The following is a 26,310-nucleotide window of genomic DNA, read 5'->3' on the forward strand; positions in this document are numbered from 1 at the left end:
GGCCCCGGCCCCGCGATGGGGGCCAGGGCTACATTCCGCCGAGTTTTAAAAATAACGGATTGCGCCGTTATTTCTGGTGAATTGACTTAGGCTTCTGCCCGGGCTTCAAGGATGAGTCCGAAGTGGTTACCCCGCCAGGGGCCTTTACCGTGGACTTGGCCGGAGCAGGGGGGATAACCGTTGCGCCGCCAGCCGCGCCGCCCGTGGTGCTACCGCCGGTACTGCCGCCCGATGTGCCGCCAGAGGATGTAGAGCCGCCACTAGTGCTACCGCCCGAAGCGCCGCCCGTGGTGCCGCCAGCCGCGCCGCCCGTGGTGCTACCGCCGGTACTGCCGCCCGATGTGCCCCCGGAACTAGTGGATGAACCGCCGGAACCGCTGGAGGACGAGCCGCCATGGTCGTCTCCTTTATCATCACCTTTGTCGTCACGCTTGTCGTCACCCTTATCGTCTGACTTGTCATCGCCTTTGTCGTCCCTGGCGTAGGCCACCGAGGATATAGAGCCGGTATTCACGAAATAAAAAGCGGTGAATAGACACATTGCCAGCGCGATTGCGGGCCAGATTCCCTTGCCTTTACTCATAGATAAGCCTCCAGAACCAGGGGGATAATTAGATTTGTCACGATATTATAATACAACATTGCCTTAAAAACGCCTGCATTTTCATTCGCCCTCATTTTTTCAGCCCGCCCAGAAGGCTCAATATCGGCATGAAAATGGCCAGCGCCGTGAAGCCTACCACTATTATCAGCGTCAGCATCACCGCAGGCTCCATGATCCCGAATATTTTCTTGATCCGCCGGGGGATCTCTTCGTTAAAATATTTGGCCACGTTGTCCAGGGCCGTGCCCAGGTCTCCGGTGGCTTCCCCCACCGCCAGCATGCGAAGGACTATCGGGGGCATAAAGTTGGCTTTTGAAAAACTTTCAGAGAGGGTGACGCCCTCCTGCACATCCTTTTTCGCTTCCTGTACGGCTTTTTCCATCACCTTGTTCCCCACCAGCCCCTCGCAAAGCCCCAGGTTCTGCATTATCGGGATGCCGGAACGGAAAAGCGTGGCGAAATTCTGCGAGAACCGGGTAAGGGTGAACATAAGGTTCAACTCCCCGAACACCGGAAGATGCAGTTTACGCAGGTCATACCATAAGGCGAACCGGGGGAGACGTCTGCGAAGATACCGTATGGCCACCGGTGTCCCCATGGCGCCTATCAGCCACATCCACCAGGTGTTCACGAAAAACGTGCTTACCCCCATCACCACCCGGGTGGGCATGGGGAGGTCCAGGTTCAGCGCCACCAGTATGGTGATAAACCTTGGCACCACGAAAGTGAAAAGGATGGTTATGAATATCACCAGGAATATAAGCACAGCCGAGGGGTATATGGTGGCCTGTTTGATGTCGGATATAAGTTTGTCCAGCCACTCCAGGTAACGGGTAAGCTCCCGGAAAGTCTCCGGCAAAGAGCCGCTTTGCTCCCCGGCCTGGATCATGCTCATCATCTGCTCGGAGAACATGGCCGGATGGTTGGATACGGCCTCGTAGAACGAATAGCCAGCTTCTATGTTGCGGGCCACGTCGGAGAGGATCTCCCGCATGTACAGGTTGGGCGCGTCTTTTGAGAGGGTCTTGATGGTTTCCAGAAGGCTCACACCGGCGGTGAGCAACGCCTCGGTCTGGATGCAGAAATCTATAACGTCCCGCCGTTTAAGTTTCTTTCGTTTTTTACCACCGCCAGCGGCGGCCTTCCCCTTTTCCCCCGCCTCCAGCAGAAAATATCCTATCTCCGCCAGCTTGCTTTCCAGCGCGGTCTCGTCCATGGCGGCCATAACGCCGGATACACTCTGGCCGGAGCCGTCCACCGCCCTGTACTGGAAATCCGGCATTGTTCAACTCCCGGTTATCATTCGCGGCATGGCGGCGGCTCCATGGGATCAGCTCTTTATCACCCGCACCACCTCTTCTACGGTGGTTACGCCGGATAGGGCCTTTGAAAGCCCGTCGTCGTACATGGATTTGGTGCCCAGCTCCTGGGCAAGGTTTTTCAGCTCGTTTATGCCCGCACGGTTGACAATGAGGTCGTGGAAGTCCTCGGTGATCCTCAATACTTCATATATGCCCAACCGGCCACGGTACCCTGTGCCGGAGCATTCCTTGCACCCGGCTCCCCGGAAAAGCTCCAGCGGAGCCCCCTGGGGCAGTTTTATGTCCAGCCCAGCGATGACCCTTTCCGGGTTGTCCACCAGCTCCTTGCAGGCGGGGCATATCTTGCGCACCAGCCGCTGGCCCAGGATGCAGGATAGCGAGGCGGCCAGCAGGAAAGGCTCCACCCCCATGTCCACCAGGCGGGGTATGGCGCCCACGGCGTCGTTGGTGTGCAGGGTGGAAAGCACCAGGTGGCCGGTGAGGGCCGCCCGCACCGCCAGCTCGGCGGTTTCCTGGTCGCGGATTTCGCCCACCATTATCACGTCCGGGTCCTGCCTCAGCAGGGCCCGCAGGCCAGAGGCGAAGGTCATGCCTATGTCGGCGTTCACCTGGGTCTGGCGGATGATGGGTAGCTGGTATTCGATAGGGTCTTCCAGCGTGAAAACGCTTTTTTCGAGACTGTTCACCATGCCCAGCCCCGCGTACAGCGTGCTGGTTTTACCGCTACCGGTTGGGCCTGTGACAAGGATGATGCCGTAAGGCAGGTTAACCGCGTCGGTGAAGGTTTTCTCGTCATGGTCCGAAAACCCCAAAGACTTTAGTATCAGCCGCACGTTTTCCTTGTCCAGCACCCTTATGACGATATTCTCGCCATGGTTCGTGGGAAGGGTGGAAAGGCGCAGGTCTATCTGCCGCAGGCCCATCTGGAATGTTATCCTGCCATCCTGCGGAAGCCGTTTTTCGGTGACGTTTAGCCCGCCCATTATCTTGAACCGGGCCGTCACCGCCGCCTGCAGGGGCTTGGGCATCAGCACTTCCTGGCGCATTACCCCGTCCACCCGCATCCTGATACGCACTATCTTTTCGTCCGGCTCCACATGGATGTCCGTGGCGCGGTTCTTCACCGCCAGGGCAACTATCTGGTCCACCAGCCGGATCATTGGGGCCTCTTCGCCCGCGTCTTCCCCCAAGGCTGTGGCGCGGTTTAAAATCTGGTCCATGGTGGTCTCGATGGAGCCGCCCTGGGCATAGTGGCGCTCGATGGACTCCATGATGTCCTGCTCCGGGGCGGTCACCACGTCCACCTTAAGCCCCGAGGCCTCCTCCACCGCGTCTATGGCCACCACGTTGAGGGTGTCCACCATGGCAAGGATCAGCGTGTCCCCTTCTTTGGAAATGGGCATAAGCTGATAGCGCTTGGCCATTTCGTAGGGGACCAGTTTGATGACGTCAGGCTCGATGACGGAGGTTTTAAGGTTGACCACCTCCGCCTGGGTTTCCTGGGCGAGGACCGAGGCGATGATTTCCTGGGTGACAAAGCCAAGCCGCTCCAGCGCGTCTCCCAGGTAAATCCCCATGCGTTTCTGTTCGCGCAGGGCAAGGTTTAGCTGGGCCTCGGAGACAAGACCGGCCTCCAGAAGGCGCTGGCCCAAGGGCTTTGTCTTTTTCTTCGTGTCTGTGGCCATAAATCTAACCGGTATGTTGTGATTGATAAACGGTTAGCCGTTTCAAACGCTTAAGGCATATTATTTAAAAATATAGCTTAACTTCCCGGCAAAATCATCATTTAAAAAAAGGCGGGAGGCCAATGTCCTCCCGCCTTTTCAATGTCGCGCTACCGCTAGTTGTGGGCAATGTAAATGTACATGTTGCCCGTGGCCGAATCCCACTTCACTTTTCCGCGGGACTGGTGGGCGCTACCGGTCTTGGTCAGGCCGGAGTCCAATATGTCGTCCACCCTCTCAAACTCGGACTGGGCCACGCCGGCGAATACCAGCGCCACAACCTGGTTTGTGGTGGCCATGTCGCCCGTGCCATCGTCGCTCAAATCGAAACCCGTGGCGTTGGTGGCGGCGACAGCCGTGGTGCCGGCGGCGGTGCTGATGGTAAGGCCGGTGCCGATGGCGGGGCTGGTGGTATATGGGATGTACGGGCCGCGCCACCTGGTCCAAAGCCCGGCGGTGCCGCCGGAAGCGGTCAATTCCGATTCAAACGAAGCATCGGTGGCGTTGAGGGCTCCCGCGGCGGTGAGGCTCTGCAGAGAGCCGATGTCTTTGTACCACTTGGCCACGCCGGAAGCGAAGGTGTTCACCTCGGCGGAGGCGCGGGTGGCTTTAGAATCGGCGATAACCTCGAATATCTTCGGGGCGACCATGGCGGCTAATATGCTTATCACCGCCAGAACGCCTATCATTTCTATCAGGGTGAAACCTCGATTGCTCCTCAACATTTCCAAAATTCTCCATAGATTAGGGGGGTTAATGGACTATATCAGGTCGGGCGGGCAAAAACCTTTTCGCGTTCCGGCAATTTCGGCTTACCACGCCTGCGGCGCCAAGTTCATGTCACGCAAAATCTTAACGAGCGTAACATAACGATGTATTTTCCCTTATTATTAGTTTTTTATCAAAGAAAGCTTGTTATGTCAATGAAAATCAAGACTATTTCCAGCGTTAAGCAAATGGACAAATGGCCGAAAACATGTAGATATTTGTAATCTTACATGTCAAATTATTGCAAATTATCCCATAGTCGTTTTATTTGAAGGGGTTTCCGCCACGAATTTGGGCCCTTCCATCGGCGCCATCCTTATTTTCCAATTTCCACATGTCATCCGGCGGGAATTTCATTACAATGAGTTTGGCTCGGCCGGTCGAGCTTGTTTAAGTAGAGTGGTTTTGAAAATTTTTTTAAGGGCGATGAAGAAAACCGTAATACGATTTAGCCCGTCGGAGCGATGGTTCCATAACACGGTGATGTTCACCTTTGTGTTTTTGCTCATTACCGGCCTGGTCATGGTTTTACACAACCTTTTGGGGATGCGGAACGAATCCAGGGAGTTCCTTTCCATTTCCCACCGTTTAATGTCCGTGGTCTTCATTGTGGGGCCTGTGACGGCATTTTTACTGGGGAACAAGAAAGTCTGGCGCGAGAATTTCAAAATATTGACCACCTGGGGCCGGGAAGACACCCAATGGGTTCGCAACATACCGTTCAAGGCCATCAGGAAGGGGATAGACCTTCCGCCGGAAGACAAGTTCAACCCCGGCCAGAAAATTTGGGCGGGTATTGCCATTACAGGGTCGGTCACGCTGGTGGTGAGCGGCGTGGTGATATGGATATTCGATTCGGCCATATTGTTCATATTCATACACACGCTCTTTACCGTATTGATGGCCATGTTTCTTTCGGGTCATGTTTACATGGCGCTTATAAATCCGGACACCAGGCCGGGGATAGGCTCCATAATAGACGGCGAGGTGGACGCCGACTGGGCCATGCGCCACCATCCCAAATGGATGGAGCGCCGGGCCAGGGAGCGGGTTATGGAAAAAGTTTCCGCCATGGAGGCGCAGGAAGTTGATGCCTCCGCCGGTGGCGATGATGAAGGGATGGGTGGCAGTGCCGGATAACGAAAAAGACAGATCAACGCTGGAGCGCCTCTTCGAGGGGGCTTTGTGGAACAGCCGGTTCGTGGTGATTTTCGCCGTGGTCTCCAGCATGGCGGCCTGTTTCGCCATTTTCTTCATGGCGACGGTGGACGTGGTGTACCTTATCTCCCACATCGCCCATTACGCCGACCCGGCGCTGGATATGGAGGCCAGAAAAGCCATTCATGACGAAACCATCACCCACATCGTGGAGGTGATGGACGGGTTCCTGCTGGCCACGGTCATGCTGATTTTCTCGCTGGGGCTGTACGAGCTATTCATAAGCGACATTAACCAGGCCAAAGCCAGCAAAGTGTCCAGCAAGATATTGTTGATCGAAAGCCTGGACGATTTGAAAAACAGGCTGGCCAAGGTTATCCTGATGATACTTATCGTGACGCTGTTCGAAAACGCCCTGAAACTAAAGGTGGAGGACTCCACGAGCCTGCTCTATTTCGGCGGGGCCATAGCCTTGGTGGGGCTGGCGCTGTACCTTACCCACGCCTCGGAAGCGGGCGGCGGCAAGGAACACTGACCTGGGCAGGGGACGCGGGCGTTAACGGTAAAATGGTTCCGGCGTTTTTTTTGATTTGCGGGCTATGGGACAAGAAAACTCGATAAAGAAGGGCGACGGGCTGGATGGCCGGGCGGCCATGGTGCTCAAAGCCGTGGTGGAGAGTTTCGCGCTGAGCGGAGAGCCGGTTGGTTCCCGGGCCATATCGAAAAACTACGGGTTCAACCTGTGCCCCGCCTCTATCAGGAACGTCATGGCGGACCTGGAGGAAGGCGGTTTCATTTTTTCGCCCCACACTTCCGCCGGGCGGGAGCCATCCGACAAGGGTTACAGATATTACGTGGATGCGCTGGTGGCCCCAACCCATCTTCCCGAGAACGAGATGGAAAACATCCGTGATGCCGCTCATGGCGCCCAATGGCGGGAAGTGGCCGAACTGTTGGCGTCGGTTTCCAGGACACTGGCGTCGCTGTCAAGGCAGGCAAGCCTGATCGGCATAGTTTCATGGGGCGGCTCGCCGATTAAAAAGATCAAGTTCGTGGGGATAGACGACACAAGGATAATGGCGGTCAGCGTGTTCCAGGGGGGCGATGCCAGGACCCAGCTCATCCGCGCATGCCAGCCATATACCCAGGATGAGCTGGACAAGTTGTCCAACTTCTTCAATGACAACTTTGCGGGCATGACCCTGGACGGGATAAAAAGAAAACTGGCCGAAGAGCTCACGGGGGACCGGAAACGGGTGGACAGCCTTATGCGGCAGGCGGCGGCCATGGCCGCGCTTATGGAAGGGGAGGGCGACGCCTCCACCGAGGCGTTCATCCATGTGGACGGGGCCTCGAACCTTCTTGAAGGTGGCGGGAAATACAGCATGGACATCACCGGCATGAGGGCGGTGTTCCGGGCGTTCGATGAGAAGAGCAAGCTGGTCTCCCTCCTCAACCGTTGCCTGAAAGGGGACGGGGTGAGCCTTGTGATAGGTTCGGAAGCCGGGCTGGACGGTTTTTCGGATTTTACGCTGGTCACCCACGGGTTCCACAGCCCCGAAGGGGCCATGGGCGGAGTGGGTATAATCGGCCCGAAGACGCTTGATTACGGCAGGGCCATGTCGCTGGTGGCGTACGCCGCCCGGCAGGTCACGGAACGGTTCAACGGCTAAGACATATTTATTAGCGCAGGCAGGTGGTTTTGAGAGTGGAAATAGAAGACGGAAAAGCGGAAGAAACGCCAGTCCCAATGCAGGGCGGCGGCGAGGATGAGTTTGAGAGCGCCATTGAGGACCTTGTGTCCCCGGTGGAGGAGCGGGAGACCCCCAGCCTTGCGCGCAAGGAGCTTCCCCGGAAAAAGGAAGACGAGGTGGCGGAGCTGAAGGAGATCATAGAAAACCTCACCGAGGAACTGAAGAAACGGGAGGACGATATGATCTCGGCCAGGGACCAGTCCCTCCGCGCCATGGCCGAGGCGGAAAATTACAAAAAAAGGCTGGCCCGCGAGAAAGAGGAGTTTGAGAAATACGCGGCGGTTCCCGCCGTAAAAGGGCTTCTGCCCGCGCTGGACAACCTGGAGAACGCCATCAAGGCCGGCCGGGAGGGGGCGGACGCGGCGAAGCTTTTGGAAGGCGTGGAGCTTATCCACAAGCAGATAACCGGCGTCCTTAAAGGGCTTGGGCTGGAACGGCTGGACGTTGTGGGCAAACCGCTTGACCCGACGAATTGCGAAGCCATCCAGATGGCGGAGACCCATGAGCATCCCGACGGGACGGTTATGGAAGAGTTCATCCCCGGTTACATATTCAAGGACAGGGTATTGCGCACGTCCAAGGTGAAAGTGGCCAACAACCCCTCTTCTGTGCCGGAAGGAGGGGCGCAAGCCCCCGCCGGTTCCCAATAGCGTCAAGGCCCGCCATCCTTGACCGGTGGCGGGCATTTACCATTCCGTCATAATATTTGGGCAAGGGGCCAAAGTGGGTTAGAATAACCCCATGATTATCTTGCCTGGCGGTATCCGCCCATGAGTTCCCCCAAAGACCCGCTGGCCGAAAAACTGCGCTCACTGCTTACGGCCCCATTATCCATGCGGGAGATCCTCACGCGCTTGAAGGCCCCCTCCGAGGAGCGTAGCAGGTACCGGAAGAAAATCCGCGACCTGGTCCATTCCGGCGTAATAGTCAGGCTCAAAGGGGATCTTTACGGACTGCCGGAAGAGATGAACCTGGTCACCGGCAGGGTGCAGGGGAGCGCGGACGGGTTCGGATTCCTCATACCCGACGACAAAACCCAGCCCGACGTTTTCCTGAGCCCCCGCGCCCTAAGCGGCGCCATGAACGGCGACAAGGTGGTGGCCAGGGTGGAGAGCGGCCGGGGCGCCAAACCCTCGGGCCAGGTGATAAGGGTTCTGGAACGGGCGCATACCATGGTGCCCGGCATTTATGAAAGAGCCAGGAACGCGGGCTACGTGGTTCCGTTCGACCAGCGGCTAAACCAGGACATTTTGATACCCGCCCGTGAATCCGGAGGAGCCAAGCCAGGCCAGGCGGTGGTGGCGGAAATAACCGAATATCCATCGGGCCAGCGGCAGTTGGTGGGCCGGGTGGCGAAAGTCCTGGGGGAGGCGGACGACCCGTCGGTGGAGATCCAGGTGATCATCACCCAGTACAACCTGCGGCAGGAGTTCCCCCGGGCCGCCGAGCAGGAGGCCAAGGCTTGCCCCACCCCTTCCGAGAAGGATTACCGTGGCAGGCTGGACCTTCGGGCAAGGCCCATCGTGACCATAGACGGAGAGACCGCCAAAGATTTCGACGACGCCGTGGAGGTGGAGCGGCTGGATAACGGCCAATACAGGCTGGGGGTGCACATAGCCGACGTTTCCCATTATGTGCGTGAGGGTACCACGCTGGACCGGGAGGCGCTAAAACGGGGCACGTCGGTATATTTCCCGGGCTCGGTGATTCCCATGTTGCCCTTCGAACTGTCCAACGACCTTTGTTCGCTCAAACCGAAGGTGGACAGGCTCACGCTAAGTTGCGTCATGACTTTCGACCGCCACGGGGAGATGACCGGGTACCAGGTAGCCGAATCGGTGATCCGCTCCGTGGAGAGGATGACCTACACCAACGTAGCGGCCATCCTGGAGGGCAAAGACCAGGACCTGCTGGCGCGTTATGGCTGGCTGGAGAAGAACTTCAAGCTTATGGCGGAACTGGCGGCGCTGTTGCGACACAAACGCGCCATGGCCGGGGCCATAGATTTCGACCTGCCGGAGCCGGAGATAATCCTGGACGTCACCGGCAGGCCCGAGAGCATCATAACCGCCGAGCGCAACGTGGCCCACAAACTCATAGAAGAGTTCATGCTGGCGGCCAACCGGGCGGTGGCGGGCCATTTCCTCAAGAAAAACATCCCCGCCATATACAGGGTTCACGACGAGCCTGACCCTTTGAAGCTGGAGGCGTTCATCGAGTTCGCCGGGTCGTTGGGCTTGCGGGTGAAAAAGGGGGAGAAAATGACCCCCAAGAGGATGCAGGGCATTTTAGGGGAGGTAAAAGGCAAGCCGGAAGAGAAACTTGTGACCCATGTGCTGTTGCGCTCCATGAAACAGGCCCGTTACACAGTGGACAACATAGGGCATTTCGGGCTGGCGTTCGAGCATTACACCCACTTCACAAGCCCCATCAGAAGATACCCGGACCTGGTGGTCCACCGGCTTCTCAAAGAGCTTTTGCGCGGCCCCAGGCGGGACGAGCATTGGGACACCGTGTTGCCCTCCATAGCGGAACAGACATCCAAAACCGAGCGGACCGCCGAAGAGGCCGAGCGGGACGTGGTAAAACTGCGGCAGACCCAGTTTATGGTTGATAAGGTGGGGGAAGAGTACGAGGGAATAATCTCCGGCGTTACCGCTTTCGGTTTTTTCGTGGAGCTTTCGGAGCCTCCGGTGGAGGGGCTGGTGCGGATAAGCTCTGTGGCGGACGATTATTACCGTTACGACGAGGCGGGCCACGCCCTGATTGGCCAGCGCCGCAAAAAAAGGTTCAGGCTTGGGGATATCGTCCGGGTGCGGGTGGAAAACGTTTCGGTGGAGCGGCGGAGAATTGACCTTTCGCTGATAGAACAGGCCCACAAGCCCTCGCGGAAAACAGCGCGGGGGGGCGCCGCCGTGGAGCGGCCCGCGCCCCGGAGCGGCCAAAGAGCCGGCCGGCCGGCCAGAAGCGCCCGGCCCAAAAGCCTCAAACGCAGGAAAAAGCCATAAAAAATCCTTGGCAGGCAGGGGACATCCCCAACCGTAAGCAGTGTCTCAGTTTGAAAGTACAGGGGAGATTCTTCACTTACGCTCAGAATTACAATATAAAAGCCGTTGATAACAGTGTCATCCTGAGCGAAGCGCAAGCGAAGTGAAGGATCTGTCTATTATTTGAGATTCAAACTGAGACACCGCCTAACCGCAATCACCTGTTGGCTTTTTATGGGAATGTGTTATTATCTACCGCCTGTCTTTAGGCAAGTTAAACATAGTCTAATAACCACAATGATGTAAGGGAAACGCATGTCATCGCAACAAGCCAAGATCATTTACACCGAGATCGACGAAGCGCCCGCGCTGGCGACTTACTCCTTGCTTCCCATCATTCAAGCATTTACGAAACCTGCTGGAATTGCCGTTGAAACGAAGGATATTTCCCTTTCGGGCAGGATACTGGCGAATTTCCCCGATTATCTTGCCCCGGAACAGAGGATACCCGATTATCTTGCCGAACTGGGTGAGTTGGCGAAGCGGCCAGAGGCCAATATCATCAAACTGCCGAACATCAGCGCCTCCATTCCGCAACTCAAGGCGGCCATAAAAGAATTGCAGGAAAAAGGATTCAAAGTCCCGGATTATCCCGAGAACCCGCAGAACGACGCCGAAAAAGAGATTAAGGCAAGGTACGCCAAGGTGCTGGGAAGCGCCGTCAATCCAGTGCTCCGGGAGGGCAATTCCGACCGGCGCGCGCCCCTGGCGGTGAAAAATTACGCCAAAAAACACCCCCACTCCATGGGTGAATGGAAGCAGAATTCCAAATCCCATGTGGCCACGATGACCGAGGGCGATTTCCTTGCCAACGAGAAATCGGTCACGGCCCCTGCGGCCACCACGGTGAAAATCGAATTCGTCGATGGTAGCGGCAATGTCACCGTCCTCAAGGACAAGCTGGCTATTACCGCAGGCGAGGTGGTGGATGGAACGTTCATGAGCAAAAAGGCTTTCGTGAAATTTATCAAGGAGCAGATAGAGGACGCCAAAAAGAACGATGTCCTCTTTTCACTGCACCTGAAAGCCACGATGATGAAGGTGTCCGATCCCATCATGTTCGGCCATGCGGTAAGGGTCTTCTATGAAGATATTTTTGAAAAGCACGCGGCGGTTCTGGCGGAACTGGGCGTCAACCCGAATAACGGCATTGGCGACCTTTACGCGAAAATCAAGAGCCTGCCGGAAGCCAAGCAGAAAGAGATTGAGGCGGACATCCAGGAGGTTTACCGGAAACGGCCCAGGATAGCGATGGTGGACTCGGGCAAGGGTATCACCAACCTCCACGTTCCCAGCGACGTTATTATAGACGCCTCTATGCCTGCGGCCATTCGCGCGTCGGGACAGATGTGGGGCCCGGACGGCAAACAGCACGACACCAAATTCACCATTCCCGACCACAGCTATGCCGGGCTCTATCAGGCGACCATTGACAACTGCAAAGCCCACGGGGCGCTGAATCCTTCCACGATGGGGACCGTGCCCAACGTGGGGCTTATGGCCCAGGCGGCGGAAGAGTACGGCTCCCACGGCACGACCTATGAAGTTCCGGGCGACGGCAAAGTCCGCGTCGTGGACGCTTCCGGGAACACGATAATCGAGCACTCCGTGGAGGCCGGGGACATCTGGAGAATGTGCCGGGTGAAAGACGCGCCCATCCGCGACTGGGTGAAACTGGCGGTGACCCGCGCCCGGGCAACCGGAGCGCCCACCGTTTTCTGGCTGGACAAGACCAGGGCGCACGACGCCGAACTGATCAGGAAAGTGGATGAATACCTGAAGGATCACGACACCAAAGGTCTGGACATCCGCATAATGTCCCCGGAGGAAGCCACCAAATTGTCCGTTGAGCGGATGAGGGAGGGTAAAGACACCATCTCCGTCACCGGTAACGTCCTGCGCGACTACAATACCGATCTTTTCCCGATACTGGAGCTGGGCACCAGCGCGAAAATGCTCTCGATAGTTCCCCTCATGAACGGCGGTGGCCTGTTTGAGACAGGCGCTGGCGGATCCGCCCCGAAGCATGTGCAACAGCTTATGGAGGAGAACTTCTTGAGGTGGGACTCTCTCGGCGAGTTCCTGGCGCTTGTCCCGTCGCTGGAGCATTTGGGCAATCTCACCGGCAATAAGAAAGCCCAGGTACTGGCCGACACCCTCGACCAGGCCACCGGCATGTTCCTGGAGAACGACAAGTCGCCCCGGAGAAAGTGCGGGGACATAGACAACCGTGGAAGCCACTTCTATCTAGCCATGTACTGGGCCCAGGCGTTGGCCGCCCAGGACAAGGACGCGGAGTTGAAAGCGCTGTTTGCCCCCGTGGCAAAGAAGCTTGCGGAGAGCGAGGCCAGGATCGTGGCGGAACTCAACGAGGCGCAGGGCAAGCCCGCCGATCTCGGAGGCTATTACCTCAAGGACAGGGGGAAGACCTCCAAGGTCATGCGGCCCAGCGCGACCTTGAACGCGATAATAGATTCCATCTAAATCACCTGAAGGGGGCGCAGGCTTTACGTTTGCGCTCCCTTTTTTGGTTTTTGCTTCCCCTCCCCCGTCATTGCCCGGCGCAGGCCAGCGGGTCTTGCCAGACCCACCCCGGGGGTAGTGTCTCAGTTTGAAAGTACAGGGGAGATTTTTCACTTACGCCCAGAATGACAATATAAAAGCCGTTGATAACATTGTCATCCTGGGCGAAGCGCAAGCGAAGTGAAGGATCTGTCCATTATTTGAGATTCAAACTGGGACACACCACCCCGGGAGTGCATTTGACTTAAAGCCCGGCGGGGGGATAACATGCCTGAGATTTTTATTACTGGTAACCAAGGGCCAAATGGAACAGAAGATATCTGAAATACTTTTAAAAGCCTGTGACGACGCCGACGCCAACGTGCGCAAGGCCGCGGCCGTGGCCCTGTCCGAAGCCGATACCACCCATCTGAAAAACGCCCTGATCAAACTGCTGAAAGACAAAGTGTGGCAGGTGAGAGAAGCGGCCATACAATCCATAGCGGAAGCGAAGGTGGTGGAAGCGGCGGATATACTCGGCAAAGTCCTGGGTAGCGAAGACGACGCTTCCGCCCGCAAAGCGGTCCTGCAATGGGTGGCGGCTAAGGGGGAAGAGGCGGACCCCAAGGCCAAGCCTGGAAGCCCGGTGGATCCCAAGAAGCCCGTGGGTGACCCGTGGCAGATCAAAAAGGCGGCGGCGCTGGCCTTGAGCAAGTTGAGGCCGGACCTGGTGGTGATACCGCTTATGATGTCAATGGATTCCGGCAACCCCACCGCCCGCATAGCGGCCATGGCCGGCTTAGGGAACCTCAACGCCACCCAGGCCATAGACAAGCTTTTAGAGGCGCTCAACGACGCGGACTGGAACGTGAGGAAAATGGCGCTTGTCACCCTCGGCAAGCTGAAGGCCGTGGAGGCCGTGGACGAGGCCTTGCGCCTTTTGGATGACGAAAAGTTCGCCATCCGTATCGAGGCGGTGATAACCCTTAACCACATCAAGCCGGAGGGGGCGGTGCCAGCCCTTTCCAATGTGGTGGTTAACGACAACAATTACGAGGTCCGCAAGGTGGCCGCCACGGCCCTTGGCAACATGAAGACCCACGATGCGGCCCCAGCCCTGGTGATAGCCTTGAACGATGAGCACTGGATGGTGCGCAAGGCCGCCATAGAGGCCCTTACCAACCTGAAAGCCACCGACGCGCTGGAGAACATAAAAGAGCATCTGGGGGATGAGCAGGAGGATGTCCGCAGTACGGCGGCCATAAGCGTTATCCGGCTCATACAGATAGCCAAGGCTGGCGCCGCCTGATTTCTACTCAGTCCAAACAGCCTTTATCCATGGTATTATTGTTGTTTTATTGGCGCTTGCCTGTTGATTTGCGGCGCAAAAGCACAAACACAAACGGGTGTTATTGATTTAAATGAGGCAATCCGATTTTAAAAACCTTACTGCCCTGGTCGCCGATGACATGTTCAACATGCGTAGAACCATCAAGAACATGTTGCGCGCCATAGGTTTCGAGAATGTCATAGAGGCCGAGAATGGCCTTAAGGCCTGGGAAATCCTGAACAAAAGCAAGATCGACATCATGGTTTCCGACTGGAACATGCCTGAAATGCCCGGCCTTGAGCTTTTACGCCGGGTGAGGGACAACTCCCGCCTGCGGGACCTCCCGTTCATAATGATCACCGCGGAGGTGGCCGAGGGGAACATCGTCCAGGCGGCCGAGACCGAGGTGGACGGCTATCTTATAAAACCCTTCGTGGCCAAGGCGCTGGAGGAGAAGATAATGGCCATCTTCTCCAACAGGGAAAACCCGTCCCCATTTGAACGGAACATGAAAGCCGGTCAGGTGTATATGGATTCCCAGCAGTATGACAAGGCCATAGGAGCTTTCACCGAGTCGCTCAACATCCGGCCAGACTCGGCGAGGGCGAGGTTCTCACTGGGTGAGGCGCACTCGAAAAAAGGTGATATGAAGGAGGCCGAAAAGTGGCACAAGGAGGCCATGGCGGTCAATCCCCAATACATCCGGGCCTATGAGGGGCTAAGCGCCGTATATGACAATTTGGGGAAATCCGACGAAGCGGTGAAGGTCCTGGAGAAGGCCAGCCAGATAAGCCCCAACAATCCGGAAAGATACCTTGAGATAGGAAAACTGCACTTAAAGAGGGGCGACAAGGAAAAGGCGGACCAGGCGCTGGAGATGGCCACGCGCAACGCCGAGCACAATCCGGACATCCACACCCAGATAGGCGAGGTGTACCTGGCCGCCGGGGACGATTCCAAGGCCGCCGACGCGTTCTCCCACTCCATAGACATATTCGAAAGCGTTCATGTGTACAACCGGCTGGGTATCGCCCTGCGTAAGAAAGGGCAGTTCGACGAGGCTTTAAAGGTGTACCAGAGAGCCATAAAGCTGGAGCCGGAGAACGAGGTGCTCTATTTCAACGTGGGGCGTCTGCTTATGGAACAGGCTTTTTACAGGGACGCCGCCGAGTATTTCAGAAAAGCGCTGGACCTTGACCCGGAGTTTGCCGAATGCAAAAATATGCTAAGTAAAGTCAACGAGCTTTCGGGCAAAAAATAACGCTGATCCTGTAAGGTTCAATACATGGCGAAAAAACGCAGAACCGAGCTGGACATAGACCAAGAGTTCCTCGCCGAAGAGAAAAAGCCCGAGCCTCCTCCTCCTGCGCCCCCGCCTCCGGAGAAGAAACCGGAGGAGCCCAAGCATCACAGGAAAATAAACAAGGTCAAGCTCCTGATGATCACCGGGGCTGGAGTCGCCGCCATAGTCGTTTTGGGGTTGATCATATGGGTGGCGGTGACCTTCATCTTCGCCGGGGAGAATGAGGCTCAGGCTCCGGAGGCGCCTCCTGCCCCACCGCCCCAGGAAGCGCCCAAAACGCCCGAGGGGGGCGGGGTAAACCAGGCGCTGTATGTGCTGGAGCCGTTTTTCGTTCCATTGCCAGGCAAAGACGGCGCTCCTGGCGGGTTCGTCCGCATCCAGTTCTCGCTGGAAATAAGCGATCCAGATGTGAAAGGCGACTTGGACAGGAACGTGACCCTGGTGAGGGAAAACGTGTTTTTCATCCTTCGCGGCAAATCCCGGGAGGATTTTAAAGGAGCGGAAAAGCTGGGCCAGCTATCGGTGGACGTGGCCATAGCGATTAACCGGTCCATCCAGTCCGGCGGGGTGACAAAAGCGCTTATCACAGAGCTTGTGGTGGGTTAATTTCACCGGCAGACAGTTTTTTTCATCACAATGTTGTCATCCGGCCCGGCAACCTGATATGATTTGCCTGCGCTGGAAGCTCATTGGTGGGTTTTAGCGGCTTCCACACTTCTTTCATTCAGCGTGGCGCGGGGAGTCAGTCCTCGCGGGAATTAGCTATAAATATGTCCGAACTTACCAACGACAACATTGAAATAATTCAGGACTTCATCCAGGAGAGCCGGGACGCGCTGGAGCAACTGGAGCAGTCCATCATCGAGCTTGGCCGTAGCGAGGGAGACCCTCAGGCCATAAACGTCATATTCCGCCTGTTCCATTCCATGAAAGGCACGGCCAGCTTCCTCGGCCTGCGCCACATAGCCAACGTGACCCACGCCGCCGAGAGCCTTTTGGACCAGATACGGTCGGGCCAGATAAAACTTGAGATACCCGGCCATGTGGATCTCTTTATCCAGGCTTCCGATTTCGCCAAAGAGGCGCTGGTTTATGTGGAGAACCACCTGAACGACTCCGGGATGGAGGACGGCGCGAAAACCCTTACGGCCCGTTTGCATGGGGCCATCTCCGGCCGGTCGGCCGCAAAACCACAGGTTCCGGTTCTGGAGCTTTCCGCGGCCCCGGTAAAACCGTCGCAGGCTCCAGTGGCCGCGCCACCCGTTATGGAAGCGCCAAAGGCGCCAGCGCCTCCGCCAGCCAAGAAAGAAACGGAATTTTTCATAACTCCGGAGATGGTGGAAAGGTTCATCCAGGAGTCCGACGAGCTTTTGCAGAAGCTGGAGCACAACCTGCTGGAGTGGATAAAATCTCCCGACAGCAAGGAAGTGGTGTCTGAATCGTTCAGGAATATCCACAGCTTCAAGGGGAACTGCGGATTTTTCGGCTACGCCGACATGGAGCGGCTAAGCCACCAGATGGAAAACCTTCTGGACATAGCCCGTTCCGGAGCCTCGATGGATGTGTCCCATGCCGCGGACACGATGTTACAGCTGAAAGACACGCTCCGTAACGCCATAGCCGACGCGTCCCAGGGCGGCTCGGGCGCCATAATCGGCCTGGAGGCTCTCGTAAGCCTTCTGGAGGAGGAGGCCAAAGCCGCGGCGCCCCCGGGTGGCGAAGAGCGGGAAGTGAACAGGATCGGGGAGATCCTCGTGGCCGAGGGGGTGGTGTCGGCGGAGGATGTGGTTAAAGCCCTTGATGTGCAGAGCAAACCACTTGGGGAAATCCTGGTGGACCTTGGCGTGGCCAACCACGACGCGGTTGAAAGGGCGCTTAACAAGCAATCCCAGAAAGAAGAAGGGGCCAAGCCGAAAACCGCCGCCATCAAACGGCAGGACATCCGGGTGGACCTGGAGAAGCTGGACACCCTGATCACCCTGATCGGGGAGCTTGTCATCGCCGAGAACATGCTGGTGAACAATCCGGACCTTTCGGGGCTGGAGCTGGAAAACTTCAACAAAGCGGCCCAGCAGACCTCCAAGATAGTGAGGGAACTGCAGGAACTGGCCATGGTCATCCGCATGGTGCCGGTGTCGGGGCTGTTCCGGAGGATGATCCGCCTGGTGCACGACCTGGCGGTCAAATGCAACAAGAAGGTGGAGCTTAGGCTTGCCGGCGAGGAGACCGAGGTGGACAAGACCATCATCGAGATCATCACCGACCCGCTGGTGCACATGATAAGAAACGCGGCCGACCACGGGGTGGAGACCCCCGAGGAGCGCAAAAATGCGGGCAAGCCTGAAACCGGCACGGTGAACCTTTCCGCCAGCCACGAGGAAGGGGAGGTATGGATCACAATCGAGGATGATGGCAAGGGGCTGGACCGGGACAGGATAATCGCCAAGGCCCGACAGGTGGGCGCGCTGGAGGGGGACGGGTCCGATCTCTCCGACAAGGCGGTGTTCGGCTTCATATTCCTGCCTGGCTTCTCCACCGCCGACAAAATCTCGGACGTGTCCGGGCGCGGTGTCGGGATGGACGTGGTCAAACAGAACCTGGACAAGATAAACTGCAAAATCGAGGTTTCCTCCACCAAAGGACAGGGTACCCGGTTTGTGCTAAGGATACCTCTTACGCTGGCGATAATAGACGGTATGCTTATCCGCGTGGGCAGGTCCAAATACATACTGCCCATAATATCCATCCGCGAGTCTTTCTCGCCCAACCCCGGCGTGATAACAATATCCACCGACGGGCAGGAACTGGCCCGCGTGCGCGAGGAATTCATCCCGGTGGTGCGCCTGCACGAGCTACACAGGCTTAGCCCCGACAGCAAAGAGCTTTCCGACGGCATACTTATAGTGCTGGATACGGCCGACGGCAACATAGCCCTTTTCGTGGACGAGATACTGGGCCAGCAACAGACGGTTATCAAGGGGCTTTCCAAATACATCATGGATGTGGGCAAGGTCCGGGGCGTTTCAGGATGCACCATACTGGGCAACGGCGACGTGTGCCTTATCCTTGACGTGCGCGGGCTGGTGGAGGCCACGGCCAGGCATGGGTAAAGCGCGGGCGGGTAAAATGGTTTATCATCGGCGTTATTCCGGATTGGTGAAACGATGAACCAGACTATGAACAGGGACAACTCGCTGGACAGCGACCTTGGAGATTTTGACACGTGGGATGACGAGGATTCGCAGAAAAACCGGTATCTGACCTTCCGTGTGGGCGCCGAGGGCTACGGCCTGGAGATAAGGCACGTCACCGAGATAATCGGGATACAGCAGATCACCGAAGTGCCGGACATGCCAAATTTCGTGATGGGCATGATAAACCTGCGCGGAACGGTGATACCCATAATCGACGTGAGGCTCCGTTTCGGGCTGGAACCCAGGGAGTACGACGGGCGCACATGCATCATAGTAACAATCCTCAACGAGACCATCGTGGGGCTTATAGTTGACGAGGTGAGTGAGGTGGCGGATATCCCCGAGGATTCCGTGGAGCCCCCTCCGAGAGTGAGCCGGGGCGCGAACAGCCGGTTCATACAGGGGCTGGGTAAAATGGGGAACGAGGTAAAGATCATCCTGGACGTTCGCAAATTGCTTTACGACGAGGATCCGGACAAGGCCGGGCAGGGCGAGCAGGAGAACGGCTGAAGGTTTCAATGAACAGTAAATCCATTCCATCGTGTGGTGAAAAATGAAGATAAGGGCGAAGATAGGCGGCGGGTTCGGGGTAGTGGTGTTCCTACTGATATTCCAGAGCGTGATAGGCATCTGGCGTCTCAACGTCGTCAACGACGGTTACAGGAATGACGTTATGAGCGAGGTGCGCGCCGAGGAGATAGCGGCGGAGGTGAAGGCGTCTATCCTGGAGGCCAGGGTGGCCGAGAAAGAGTTCCTTCTGCGCAGGGACGCCTCGTACATCAACGCGGTGGAGGACCATCTTGGCAACGTGGACCGGCTTATCGAGGAGTTCAACTCGATCGGCGGCAAACAGGAGACCAGGGGCGCCCTCAAAGAGGTGAGGGACAAATTGCGCGCCTATCATTCGGACCTGAAGGAAATGGTGCGCCAGATGGGCGGAGCGGCGGAAGAGGCCTCCTCGGCGGCCCTTCTTGGCAAGCTTAAGGAAGAGTCGGAAAACATCGTGAGCGTGGCCGACGAAATAATAAAGAACAACCGCAACCAGATCGCCACGCAGGTGAAGGACATATCAGAAATGGCCTCGCTGGGCATAACCGTGACGTGGGTGGCTTGCGCCCTTTCGGCGGTGGTGGCGATGATATTCGGCCAGTTGCTGGCCCGGTCCGTATCCATACCCATGGGCAAGGCGGTCCATCTTATCCAGGAACTGGGCCGCGGCAAGCTGGACAACCGCCTGCACATGGACAGCGACGATGAGATAGGCCAGATGGCCAAGGCCATGGACGATTTCGCCGACAGCCTCCAGTTCGAGGTGGTGGCGGCGTTCGATAAGCTGGCCGACGGCGACCTGACCTTTGAGGCAAAGGGCGTCATCCGCGAGGGGCTTGGCAAGACCAACGACAGCCTCAACGACCTCATCGCCCGCATAAACAGCACAGGCGAGCAGATAGCCATGGGCTCGGCGCTGGTGTCGGAGTCTTCGCAGGCGCTGTTCCGGGGCGCGGCGGACCAGGCCAGCTCTCTCGACGAGATCACCTCGGCCATGGAACAGATGGGCTCACAGACCAGGCACAACGCCGAGAACGCGACACAGGCTAACACTTTTGCCGCCCAGACCCGCGAGGCGGCCGAAAGCGGCAACAGCCAGATGAAAGAGATGGTGGGCGCCATGGCGGAGATCAACGACTCCAGCCAGAACATATCCAAGATCATCAAGGTTATTGACGAGATAGCTTTCCAGACGAACCTCCTGGCGTTGAACGCGGCGGTGGAAGCGGCCCGGGCCGGTAAACACGGAAAGGGTTTCGCCGTGGTGGCCGAAGAGGTGCGCAACTTGGCCGCCAGGAGCGCCCAGGCGGCCCGGGAGACGGCCGAACTTATAGAAGGCTCCGTGAAAAAGGCCCAGAACGGCGCCGAGATAGCCGACCGCACAGCGGTGGCCCTGTCTGGTATCGTCAATTCGGTTTCCAAGGTGACAACGCTGGTAGGCGAGATAGCCACCGCCTCCAACGAGCAGGCGCATGGCATCGCCGAGGTGAACAAGGCCCTGTCCCAGATCGAGAAGGTTACCCAGCAGAACACCAACATCGCGGAAAAGAGCGCCTCCGCCTCGGAGAAGTTGTCCACCCAGGTGGCCCAGCTTAAGGAGATGCTGTCCAGGTTCAGGCTTAAAGAGCCATCCAGGGCGCTTACGTCCGGTGCGCCGGTTATCGCCGGGAGGCTTAATCCTCCTTCCGGCATGGGAGGTCACGACTGGGCCTAGCCTGTCGTAGCTTTCCTTCTTTATAATCAACCCGGCGGGAACTTGCTGATGACTGATGGCAATATCCGCGTTCTGGTGGTGGATGATTCGCCGCTGGTGCGCAACATACTGGCGCAAAGCCTTTCCATGGACGCCCGAATAGAGGTGGTGGGCGCGGCCAAAGATGCGTTCGAGGCCTGGGACTTGATCATGCAACTCAAGCCCGACGTGGTCACCCTGGACGTGGACATGCCGAAAATGGACGGGGTGGAGTTCCTGAAAAGGCTCATGCCTCAACATCCGGTTCCGGTGATAATGGTGAGCGCCCTCACCCGCGAGGGGGCGAAAATAACCCTGGAGGCGCTGGAGTATGGCGCTGTGGATTTTGTCACCAAACCCGCGGCGGACATGGCCCGGGGGCTGACCGGGATGCTCACGGAGCTGGTGGAGAAAATAAAGGCCGCCGCTTCCGTAAACCGCGCAAGTCTCGGCCAGGGCCGCGCCAGGGCCGGGGGGCGGGTTGAACGTGGCGCTAAACCCGAAGGCGCGCCAGCCACAAAACTCATAGCCATAGGCGCCTCCACCGGTGGCACCGACGCCATACGTTCCGTGCTTACACGCATTCCATCCAACGCTCCGGCGATACTGATAGTCCAGCACATGCCGGCTGGATTCACCAAGGTGTTCGCGGAACGACTCAATGAAATTAGTACCGTTAGCGTTAAAGAAGCCGAATCGGGGGAACTGGCCAGGAACGGCCAGGCGCTGGTGGCGCCTGGCGACCTGCAAATGCGTATTAAAAAAACCGGGGATGGTTACCATGTCATTTGCGAGCCTGGGGAACGGGTGAACGGGCACTGCCCTTCAGTGGATGTGATGATGCTCTCCGTGGCCCAGATCGCCGGACCCGGCGCGGTGGGGGTGGTGCTTACCGGCATGGGGTTTGACGGGGGTGAGGGCCTTCTTGCCATGCGCCAGGCCGGGGCCAGGACCATCGCCCAGGACAAGGCGACCTCCGTGGTGTACGGCATGCCCCGCGTGGCTTTTGAAAAAGGAGGGGTTGAGCGTCAAGCGCCGCTGGACCAGATTCCGTCCCTCATTATGAGGATGGCCACCGAGGCTGGCGGCAAGGGCGGGGCGTTCAGAAGAAACCTGTAAAGGCGCCGTTATCCTATCAACTGCCTTATCCTTAATGCCAGTTCGGTTTCGTTCACCGGCTTGTGGATGAAATCGCTGGCCCCCATCCCGATGAACTCGTCATGGGTGTCTTCGCTCAGGCTCGACGTGATCAATATTACCGGTATGTTTTTAGTGGCCGGATCCGCCTTAATGGCGCAAAGAAGCTCCAGCCCCGTCATCAGCGGCATGTTTATGTCTGTGATTACAAGGTTCACCCCGCCACCCTTGATTATCTCCAGCGCCTCCTTGCCATCGCCGGCCACAAGGGTGTCCACGTCCATACGCTCCACCCGGCGCTGATATATGTAACGGTCGGTCTCCTCGTCGTCCACTATCAGCGCCACCGGCCGCGCAGGCGGCAGGGTAATGGTGAATACGCTTCCCTGCCCCTCTTTGGACTCCGCTTCCACCTTCCCCCCGTGGGCCTTTACGATGTCGTTGCAGAAAGGCAGGCCATACCCGGTGCCCCGCTCGCCTTCGGTGCCGGGTGTGCTGGTGGGGATGTCATACCTGAAAAGGTTCGGTAAAAGCCCGGAGGGTATTCCCACGCCGTTGTCCACAACTCTTATCACTCCGGCAGATCCCTCGGCGCGGGGCTCTACGCTTACAGACCCGCCTCTTCTGCAAAACTTGATGGCGTTGGAGATCAGGTTCTGGATCACCTGGCCGAAAAGATCGTCGTCGGCGAAAATCCTCAGGTTCAATGGCAGGTTGTTTTTCAGGGCTACACCCTTCCTTTCGGCCAAGTCGGAAACCCTCTCTATTACGGAATCCGTAAGGCTGGCCACGTTGAGGAACCTTTGTTTTATGGTGAGCCTGCCGGTTTGCAACCGGTTTATGTTCAACAGCTCGTCTATCATGGTGAGGAGCCTGTCGCCGTTCAGCATGGCCCTGGTCAGCATCTCCGACGTTTCAGCCTCGGACAGGGATCCGCTCCTCATCAACCGTAGAAGGCTTACCATTGAGCTTATGGGGGAGCGAAGGTCGTGCGCCACCATTGAAACGAATTTATCTTTCAGTTTCGTGGCGTCTTCAGCCTTCTGCTTGGCCCTTTTCAACTCTTCTTCGGCCCTCTTGCGGGACGTTATATCCCGGGCTATCCCTTGCACGCCGATAACCCGGCCATGGCGGACAATCGGCTGGTCGAACACTTCCAGCGCCACCCGGTTCCCGTCTTTCCTTATAAGCTCCAGCTCAAAGGGGAGGGGCTCAATGGAGCCACGGCATATGGCATCCAGCCGCCGGGCCGAGCGCTCAAAATATTCCGGGGCCACTATGTCGCCCACGCTGACCCCCATCAGCTCCGCCCTCGGATATCCGAACGTCTCCTGCGCGCTAACATTTATTGATGTGATTTCACCCAGAGCGTTGAGGGTGAAAATTATGTCCCGGGCGGATTCAAACAGGCCGCGGTATTTCCCCTCGCTTTCCTTGAGCGCCTCTTCCATGACCCTGCGGTCTGTAATGTCCAGGATAACCCCGTCCAGCCGGGAAATCTGGCCATTATCGTCCAATGTGGGGTTGCAATGGTTCTGTACCCACCGGACGGACCCGTTCTTGTGGATTATCCTGTGCTCAATGGGCTTTCTATGGCGAAGGCAGTGAATATCCTTAAAGAACCTTAAGGCCTCTTCCCGGTCCTCTTTATAGACCATCCGGAACCATAGGCCCGGATCCGCCATGTATTCTTCAGGAGCGTATCCCGTTATTTTTTCACACTGGGGGCTGTGAAAACATGTGATCACGGAATCGGCGCTGAAGACAGCCTCGTAAAGATAGGCTGGCACGGAGTTGATAAGTGTCGAGAATCTGGTCTCCACGCTGGCCAGCTTTTTGCGGCCCTGTATGGCTTCCAGCCCGCTACCCATATCCGCCGCCAGGTCCCGGAGGCCCAGCAAACCGTATTCGTCAAACGCCGGGTCGAAGGGAGAAAACACGCAGAGCATCCCATACAGCCTTTCCCTTGTCATCACGGGGCAAAATACCGCGGATTTCAGGCCCATGGCCTTGGCGGCCTGAAGCTCCGCCCGGCCTCCTAAAAAGCTTTCCAAGTTCAGACATTCTATGGGCTTGCCCTGGTGGATGGCCTTGAACGCGGGCTCCATTTCCCATAGTTTTTCTTCGGAAATCATTGAAAGGAAATCTTTGTCCACTCCCGCGCCAGCGAAGATGTCCTCACAGGGGGGCCTGCCGTTTTCCCAGTCGGCCATGGGATTGAACATGGCCGCAGAACAGCTTTTCAACTCAACCAGTTCCCCGCAAACCCTCTTCATGAAATCTTTCTCGCAGTCCGCAAAATAAACGGCGTTTATTATGGAGCGGCGGACATGGCTAATGTCTTTGCGGCGGTCAATGGCCTCCGAAGGGATTACATATGAAATCTCCAGCGTTCCCATTAATGCCCAACCTCAAACTTAATGCGTTCCTGGCCCGCAATGGTTAAGAAGCGAAATCATGCTTTCCACCTCTCCGGCTGTTCCCGGTTTGCGCCAGAATTCCATTGCCCCGGCGTTCTGGAGGGAAATAAAATCCATCGCCGTAAGAAAATCGCCAAGGCATACGAAACAACAATTTTCCTGAAGGGCTTTCGCCCGTTTAATGAAGTCTTTTATGGGAATAGAGGGGTCGGCCATTTCCAGGATGGCCAGGTCTATCCGCCGCATGGAAAGCGTGGTCATAGCCTCGGTGAGGGATCCGTGGCAATAAACTTCATACCCGATATCCTCGAGGGAGCGGGCGATCAGGGTAAGAGTGAACGGATCATCCTCTACCAATAACGCCTTTAAACGCATGGAGGACCTCCCATACAAGCACTGCTACAACCCACCAAACAATATAGTGAATAATATGAACCCCGACCTCCGATAAAGCAAAAACAAAGCCAGTTAATAAGGCATTGATTAACTTGGGAATTATCCTTAAGGTAAAAATATTTTACGTAGGAAAAAACAACGCCGGGTAGCATTGCGCGACATTGCAATAATGGAAAGATAAAAAGCCGTTACATGCGCAAATAAAATACCTGTTGTGGAATTTATAAAAATCAACGGGTTCAATGGCGGGCAGGTGATCAGCGATGATTTCAGGGTTGTTGCGTTCCACGCCGGAGCGCATTTTCCCGCTAACCGGTAAAACCTCTGCTCAGACCCACCTGTTTAGCGATAGATATGGCGGATTCGTACTCATCACGGGTGATGGGCCGGGCGATTTGCGGGTAGCGGAAGGCCTTATATAGTGGCCTGTACTGATCCATAATATTCACATAGCTTTTCCTGGAAAGCTCGTTCGCTATAAATTTCAATACGTCCTCTGTCCCTGCGGCGTTATTTGGCATTACCAGATGCCGTATGAGAAGGCCGCGCCTGGCTATTCCCCGGAAATCCAGCTCCAGATCCCCTACCTGGCGGAACATCTCTTTTAGAACCTGTTTAATAACCTGGGGATAGTCAGGTGCTTTTGAATAGCGTTTAGCAGATTCTGTGGCGGAGTATTTGATGTCCGGCATGTAAATATCCACCACATCCTCCAGCAACCGTATCACCTCCAGCGATTCGTATCCACCGCAGTTCCAAACTATGGGCGTCTCAAGACCCAGCCGGGCCCCCTCGTAAATCCCTTCCACGATCTGCGGGGCGTAATGGGTGGGTGTGACGAAATTTATGTTGTGGCAACCCTGCGATTGCAGATGGAGCATCATCACGCCAAGTTCCCGGGCAGTCACCGGCTGGCCCTCGCCGCCATGGCTGATGTCGTAATTCTGGCAGAAGACGCATTTCAAATTGCAATGGGAGAGGAAGATGGTTCCGGATCCGTACACTCCGGTAAGCGGCGGCTCCTCGCCGAAATGGGGGAACGCGCTGGCCACGTATAAAGTGGAGTCGGCCCCGCACACGCCTTTTTCGCCTTCGAACCTTTTGACGCGGCAATTTCTGGGGCAAAGGGCGCATTCTTTCTCCAGTCCGTATAGGGCCTTTACACGGTTTCCAAGCTCTCCGCTTTCATATAGCTTCCGGTAAGACGCCGTGAATGACATTTTTATTCAAACCCTCCATTCTGGATGAACACGCCCCGCCCACAATTATTATCCCGCCTATCATTTACGCTGGTAAAGAGACGGCATGGAGCCGCTAACGGGAATATGTTCCCGGGCCGGATATGGTCAATGATTCCGGGATTGTGCTAT

General features: G+C 56.8%; 20 protein-coding genes. 13 read left to right on the top strand and 7 right to left on the bottom strand.

The genetic code is table 11. From position 1 onward, the window contains the following. Window positions 1–67: 67 nt before the first annotated feature. The 4 genes from HY751_11720 to HY751_11735 all read right to left on the bottom strand — a co-directional run bounded on the left by HY751_11720 (window position 68) and on the right by HY751_11735 (window position 4,375). Window positions 68–583 carry a hypothetical protein gene (locus HY751_11720; protein MBI4667063.1) on the bottom strand — a complete coding sequence of 172 codons (516 nt, stop codon included), beginning with the start codon at window positions 581–583 and terminating at the stop codon, window positions 68–70. A 91-nt stretch (window positions 584–674) separates the two neighbouring features. Continuing rightward, window positions 675–1,886 carry a type II secretion system F family protein gene (locus HY751_11725; GenBank protein MBI4667064.1) on the bottom strand — a complete coding sequence of 404 codons (1,212 nt, stop codon included), beginning with the start codon at window positions 1,884–1,886 and terminating at the stop codon, window positions 675–677. Between the two features lie 48 nt (window positions 1,887–1,934). Beyond that, window positions 1,935–3,611, bottom strand: a complete 1,677-nt coding sequence (gene tadA / locus HY751_11730; protein ID MBI4667065.1) for a Flp pilus assembly complex ATPase component TadA — start codon at window positions 3,609–3,611, stop codon at window positions 1,935–1,937. A gap of 155 nt (window positions 3,612–3,766) precedes the next feature. Next, window positions 3,767–4,375 carry a prepilin-type N-terminal cleavage/methylation domain-containing protein gene (locus HY751_11735; protein ID MBI4667066.1) on the bottom strand — a complete coding sequence of 203 codons (609 nt, stop codon included), beginning with the start codon at window positions 4,373–4,375 and terminating at the stop codon, window positions 3,767–3,769. A gap of 469 nt (window positions 4,376–4,844) precedes the next feature. Here HY751_11735 and HY751_11740 point away from each other — a divergent pair, with 469 nt between their 5' ends. From HY751_11740 to HY751_11800, 13 genes are all read left to right on the top strand, one after another. Then, entirely contained in the window at window positions 4,845–5,558 is a 714-nt protein-coding gene (locus HY751_11740; GenBank protein MBI4667067.1) for a cytochrome b/b6 domain-containing protein, read from the top strand. Then, window positions 5,530–6,111 carry a YqhA family protein gene (locus tag HY751_11745; protein ID MBI4667068.1) on the top strand — a complete coding sequence of 194 codons (582 nt, stop codon included), beginning with the start codon at window positions 5,530–5,532 and terminating at the stop codon, window positions 6,109–6,111. The genes HY751_11740 and HY751_11745 overlap by 29 nt, the downstream gene beginning before the upstream one ends. Window positions 6,112–6,175: 64 nt before the next feature. Beyond that, the gene (hrcA, locus tag HY751_11750) at window positions 6,176–7,249 is read left to right on the top strand and encodes a heat-inducible transcription repressor HrcA (protein ID MBI4667069.1); all 1,074 of its coding nucleotides are present in this window, start codon (window positions 6,176–6,178) and stop codon (window positions 7,247–7,249) included. A gap of 35 nt (window positions 7,250–7,284) precedes the next feature. Continuing rightward, window positions 7,285–7,980, top strand: a complete 696-nt coding sequence (locus HY751_11755; GenBank protein ID MBI4667070.1) for a nucleotide exchange factor GrpE — start codon at window positions 7,285–7,287, stop codon at window positions 7,978–7,980. A 120-nt stretch (window positions 7,981–8,100) separates the two neighbouring features. Further along, window positions 8,101–10,338, top strand: coding sequence for a ribonuclease R (rnr, locus tag HY751_11760; protein MBI4667071.1), 2,238 nt, complete (start codon window positions 8,101–8,103; stop codon window positions 10,336–10,338). Between the two features lie 294 nt (window positions 10,339–10,632). Beyond that, a complete protein-coding gene (locus tag HY751_11765; protein MBI4667072.1) occupies window positions 10,633–12,861 on the top strand; it encodes an NADP-dependent isocitrate dehydrogenase in 2,229 nt (742 codons plus the stop codon). 343 nt (window positions 12,862–13,204) lie between these two features. Next, the gene (locus HY751_11770; GenBank protein MBI4667073.1) at window positions 13,205–14,188 is read left to right on the top strand and encodes a HEAT repeat domain-containing protein; all 984 of its coding nucleotides are present in this window, start codon (window positions 13,205–13,207) and stop codon (window positions 14,186–14,188) included. A gap of 112 nt (window positions 14,189–14,300) precedes the next feature. After that, entirely contained in the window at window positions 14,301–15,470 is a 1,170-nt protein-coding gene (locus HY751_11775; protein MBI4667074.1) for a tetratricopeptide repeat protein, read from the top strand. Window positions 15,471–15,494: 24 nt separating this feature from the next. After that, window positions 15,495–16,118, top strand: a complete 624-nt coding sequence (locus HY751_11780) for a flagellar basal body-associated FliL family protein (GenBank protein ID MBI4667075.1) — start codon at window positions 15,495–15,497, stop codon at window positions 16,116–16,118. 164 nt (window positions 16,119–16,282) lie between these two features. Beyond that, window positions 16,283–18,622: a chemotaxis protein CheA gene (locus HY751_11785; GenBank protein ID MBI4667076.1), complete on the top strand. Its 2,340-nt coding sequence runs from the start codon at window positions 16,283–16,285 to the stop codon at window positions 18,620–18,622. 66 nt (window positions 18,623–18,688) lie between these two features. Beyond that, window positions 18,689–19,216: a purine-binding chemotaxis protein CheW gene (locus HY751_11790; GenBank protein ID MBI4667077.1), complete on the top strand. Its 528-nt coding sequence runs from the start codon at window positions 18,689–18,691 to the stop codon at window positions 19,214–19,216. 421 nt (window positions 19,217–19,637) lie between these two features. Continuing rightward, window positions 19,638–20,969, top strand: a complete 1,332-nt coding sequence (locus HY751_11795; protein ID MBI4667078.1) for a HAMP domain-containing protein — start codon at window positions 19,638–19,640, stop codon at window positions 20,967–20,969. Between the two features lie 48 nt (window positions 20,970–21,017). Further along, a complete protein-coding gene (locus HY751_11800; GenBank protein ID MBI4667079.1) occupies window positions 21,018–22,106 on the top strand; it encodes a chemotaxis response regulator protein-glutamate methylesterase in 1,089 nt (362 codons plus the stop codon). A gap of 8 nt (window positions 22,107–22,114) precedes the next feature. On the opposite strand, the gene HY751_11805 is transcribed toward HY751_11800, so the two are convergent. The 3 genes from HY751_11805 to HY751_11815 form a co-directional block, all read right to left on the bottom strand. Further along, entirely contained in the window at window positions 22,115–24,523 is a 2,409-nt protein-coding gene (locus tag HY751_11805) for a PAS domain S-box protein (GenBank protein MBI4667080.1), read from the bottom strand. Between the two features lie 18 nt (window positions 24,524–24,541). After that, window positions 24,542–24,919 (bottom strand): response regulator transcription factor, encoded by a 378-nt coding sequence (locus HY751_11810; GenBank protein MBI4667081.1) that lies wholly within the window; start codon window positions 24,917–24,919, stop codon window positions 24,542–24,544. A 329-nt stretch (window positions 24,920–25,248) separates the two neighbouring features. Beyond that, window positions 25,249–26,160 (bottom strand): HEPN domain-containing protein, encoded by a 912-nt coding sequence (locus tag HY751_11815; protein ID MBI4667082.1) that lies wholly within the window; start codon window positions 26,158–26,160, stop codon window positions 25,249–25,251. Between the last annotated feature and the right edge of the window lie 150 nt (window positions 26,161–26,310).

Source organism: Nitrospinota bacterium, assembly GCA_016208975.1.
Lineage (GTDB): Bacteria > Nitrospinota_A > UBA7883 > UBA7883 > JACRLM01 > JACQXA01.